Below are 4,787 nucleotides of genomic sequence, written 5' to 3'. Positions count from 1 at the left end.
ATTGTGACTGACAAAGGCGAGCCGGAAGTTCATGAAAAACCAGCATACACTGAACCGGTAGGCACAGTTCCAGAAGAAGCACCCAAGTCCGAGAAGTCAGAATACACGGAATCTGTAGGTACAACAGGAGTAGATGAAACAGGAAACGTAATTGATCCGCCGGTTATTGAAATCTCAGAGTATACCGATCCACTAGCTACAGTTCCTGACGTTGCTCCAGAGAGAGAAGAGCTTCCTGCTTTACATACTGATATTCGTACAGAGACTATTCCTAAAACTATCACAGAAGAATCTGATTCTAGCAAATTTATAGGTGATGATTCTATTAAACAAGTTGGTGAGGATGGAGAACGTCAAATTGTTACTAGCTATGAAGAGTTACATGGCAAAAAAATCAGTGACCCAGTTGAAACAGTAACTATTTTGAAAGAAATGAAGCCTGAAATTCTTGTAAAAGGTACCAAAGAAAAGCCCAAAGAAAAAACGGCTCCTGTTTTGACTCTGACCACTGTATCTAAGGATGTTTTAGCTAAGTCTGCTACAATTAACTACAATCTAGAAAATCAAGACAATGCTACAATTACACGCATTGTAGCGACTATCAAAGAAGGTGGAAAAATTGTAAAAACGCTTGATTTAAAAACCGATAACTTATCTCAAGTATTAGAGAACTTAGACTATTACAAAGATTATACGATTTCAACCACTATGACTTATGATGTAGGTAAGGGTGCAGAAGTATCGACTTTGGAAGATAAACCTTTACGCTTAGATTTAAAGAAAGTTGAGTTGAAAGATATTGCAAATACCAGTCTCGTACAAGTAAACGAAAGCGGTGTCGAAAGCGATAGTAATCATTTAACCTCTCTTCCAAGTAATGTTAACAACTATTACTTAAAAGTAACCTCCAGAGAAAACAAAGTGACTCGTTTAGCAATTGATAAGATTGAAGAGGTCATTGAGGAAGGTAAGCAGCTTTACAAGATAACGGCAAAAGCACCTGACTTAGTTCAACGTGATAAAGACGGTAAGTTAAGAGATACTTACACTTATTATCTTGAAAAACCGAGGGCTACCGAGGATAAGGTTTATTACAACTTCCATGATTTAGCAAAAGACATGCAAGCAAATCCTACCGGTGAGTTTAAACTTGGTGCAGATTTGAATGCAGTTAACGTTAAGCCAGCAGGTAAAGCTTATGTTATGGCTAAGTTTAGAGGTACTTTATCAAGTGTAGAGAATCATCAGTACACGATTCATAACTTAGAAAGACCTTTGTTTAATGAGGCTGAAGGTGCTACACTCAAAAACTTTAACTTAGGTAATGTAAATATAAACATGCCTTGGGCTGATAAAGTTGCACCTATTGGTAATATGTTTAAGAAGTCTACACTTGAGAATATCAAAGTAGTAGGTTCAGTAACAGGAAATAACGATGTAACCGGTGCTGTTAATAAGTTAGACGAAGCTAATATGCGCAATGTAGCTTTTATTGGCAAGATTAACAGTCTTGGAGATAAAGGCTGGTGGTCTGGTGGACTTGTCAGCGAAAGTTGGATAAGTAACGTTGATAAAGCTTACGTTGATGCTAAGATTAGTGCCAATAAATCTAAATCTGGTGGTTTAATTGGTAAACTAGATCATGGTATTGACTCGATGACAGTAGGTAAAAAAGGATTTCTCCGAAATGCTGTAATAAAAGGTACTATGAATTTGATTCAGCATGGCGAAAGTGGAGGTGTAATTCATAACAACTTTAACTGGGGTGTTATTGAAGACGTCGTAACAATGCTTAAAGTAAATAATGGTGAAATTGTCTATGGTTCACCAGCCTTGAATGATAATGACCAATATTTTGGATTAGATAATATCAAACGTGTAAATTATGTAAATGGTGTTGCAAGTGGTTTATCTTCCTACAAGCATTCAAATCGTATTACTGGTATCTCTCAAGCCGAAGCAGACGCCAAAATCGCTAATATGGGGATTACTGCGAATACCTTCGCTATTCAAGATCCAGTTGTAAACAAGTTAAATCGTATCGTTGATAGAGATTCTGAATATAAAGCGATTCAGGACTACCAAGAAACAAGAAACCTAGCTTATCGAAACTTGGAAAAACTGCAACCATTTTATAACAAAGAGTGGATTGTAAACCAAGGGAATAAGTTAACAGATGATTCCAATCTTGTTAAGAAAACTGTTCTGTCTGTAACAGGTATGAAAGCAGGGCAATTTGTCACTGATTTATCAAGTGTGGATAAAATCATGATTCACTATGCCGATGGAACCAAAGAAGAATTTGGGGTATCTGCGGTTTCGGACTCTAAGGTAAAACAAGTCAAAGAATATAATGTAGATGGTTTAGGTGTAGTTTACACTCCTAATATGGTTGATAAGAACAGAGATTCCTTGATTACGAAAGTTAAAGAGAAGTTGAGTTCTGTTGCTTTAGACTCTGCTGAGGTTAAAGCTATTACAAATAACCCTTCATCTCTATACCTAGAAGAAAGCTTCGCTGAGGTTAGAGAGACGTTAGATAAGTTAGTGAAGTCCTTGTTAGAAAATGAAGACCATCAACTGAACAGTGATGAAGTGGCTGAGAAGGCGCTTCTCAAGAAAGTTGAAGATAATAAAGCTAAGATTATATTAGCCTTGACTTATCTAAATCGTTATTATGGTATCGACTATGATGGCTTGAACTTTAAGCATTTGATGATGTTTAAACCAGACTTTTATGGTAAAACACCAAGTATTTTAGATTTCTTGATTCGTATAGGTTCAGCAGAAAAGAATTTAAAAGGAGATAGAAGTTTAGAAGCTTATCGTGAAGTTATTGGTGGTACTATTGGAAAAGGTGAATTAAATGGCTTGTTAGGCTATAACATGCGTTTATTCACTAAGTACACCGACTTAAATGACTGGTTTATTCATGCTGCAAAGAACGTTTATGTTTCTGAGCCTGAGACGACTACAGAGGATTTCAAAGACAAGCGCCATCGTATCTATGACGGTTTGAACAATGACGTGCATAGTCGCATGATTTTACCGTTACTCAACTTGAAGAAAGCACATATTTTTGTCATTTCTACTTACAACACGTTGGCATTCAGTTCTTTTGAAAAATATGGGAAGAATACGGAAGAAGAACGAAATGCTTTCAAAGAGGAGATAAACAAAGTAGCGAAAGCTCAACAAAGATATTTAGACTTTTGGTCTCGTTTAGCTTTACCAAAAGTTCGTAATCAGCTCTTGAAGAGTCAAAACTCCGTACCAACGCCTGTTTGGGATAATCAAAATTATAGCGGTATTAAGAATGCTAGTCGCCGTGGTTATGGTTCAGATGGCAAGGTTGCAACTCCTATTCGAGAGCTATTTGGCCCAACTGATCGTTGGCATCAAGTTAACGGAGCGATGGGAGCGATGGCAAAAATTTATGAACGTCCATGGAAAGATGATCAGGTTTACTTCATGGTAACTGACATGATTAGTCAGTTTGGTATTTCAGCCTTTACACATGAAACAACTCACATAAACGACCGTATGGCTTACTATGGTGGAGATTGGCATCGTGAAGGTACTGACTTAGAAGCCTTTGCTCAAGGTATGTTACAAACCCCTGATAAATCTACTCCGAATAGTGAGTATAAAGCTCTGGGTATCAACATGGCTTATGAGCGTAAAAATGATGGTGAGCAGTACTACAATTATGATCCAGCTAAGTTAGACAGTCGAGACAAGATTGATAGTTATATGAAAAACTACAATGAGTCTATGATGATGTTAGATTACTTAGAAGCTACTGCCGTTATTAAGCAGAAGTTATCTGATAACTCTAAGTGGTTCAAGAAGATGGATAAAGAGTGGCGTACAAATGCGGATAGAAATCGTTTAATTGGAGAACCACACCAGTGGGACAAATTACGTGATTTGACGGAAGAAGAGAAGAAATTACCAATTGATAGCATTGACAAGTTGGTAGATAATAACTTTGTAACTCTTCATGGTATGCCAAATAACGGTCGCTTCCGTACGGAAGGTTTTGATAGTGCTTATCAAACGGTCAATATGATGGCAGGTATCTTTGGCGGGAATACGAGTCGAAGCACCGTAGGTTCTATTTCCTTTAAACACAATACTTTCCGTATGTGGGGGTACTATGGTTATGAGAATGGCTTTATCCCTTATGTTTCTAACAAGTTAAAAGGTGATGCCAACAGAGAAAATAAAGGGCTTTTAGGTGATGATTTCATTATCAAGAAAGTTTCTAATAATCAATTCCAAAACCTCGAAGAGTGGAAGAAACATTGGTATCATGAAGTGTATGCGAAAGCACAGAAAGGCTTTGTTGAGATTGAAGTAGACGGTTCTAAGATTTCAACTTACGCTCAACTTCAAAACTTATTTAACACTGCTGTTGAGAAAGACTTGAAAGAAGGTAGTTTCAAGCATACCGAAGGCCTCAAGTGGAAAGTTTATAAGAAATTATTACAAAACACAGATGGTTTCTTAAATCCATTGTTTAAAATATAAAAGGGACAAGTTTTTTGGCTCTTTGTCAACTGTAGTGGGTTGAAGAAAAGCTAATCTCGAGAAAGGACAAATTTCGTCCTTTCTTTTTTGATGTTCAGAGCGATAAAAATGCGTTTTTTGAAGTTTTCAAAGTTCTGAAAACCAAAGGCATTGCGTTTAATAAGTTTGATTAGATTATTAGTGGCTTCCAGTTTGGCGTTAGAATAGGGTAGTTGAAGAGCGTTGACAATTTTCTCTTTGTCCTTTAGAAAGGT

At 36.9% G+C, this 4,787-nt stretch carries 2 protein-coding genes; one reads left to right on the top strand and one right to left on the bottom strand.

What is annotated here, in order from left to right; all coding sequences use genetic code 11:
• Positions 1 to 4,533, top strand: a 4,533-nt coding sequence (locus HMPREF2805_RS10395) for a ZmpA/ZmpB/ZmpC family metallo-endopeptidase (protein ID WP_148131653.1), incomplete at its 5' end; no start/stop codon positions are given.
• Between the two features lie 50 nt (positions 4,534 to 4,583).
• Here HMPREF2805_RS10395 and HMPREF2805_RS10390 read toward each other — a convergent pair.
• The coding region (locus tag HMPREF2805_RS10390; RefSeq protein WP_148131654.1) for a transposase at positions 4,584 to 4,787 on the bottom strand (204 nt) is incomplete at its 5' end.

This window comes from Streptococcus sp. HMSC034E03 (assembly GCF_001811505.1).
In the GTDB taxonomy this organism is placed as follows: domain Bacteria; phylum Bacillota; class Bacilli; order Lactobacillales; family Streptococcaceae; genus Streptococcus.
This window is presented reverse-complemented; position numbering and strand designations above follow the sequence as displayed.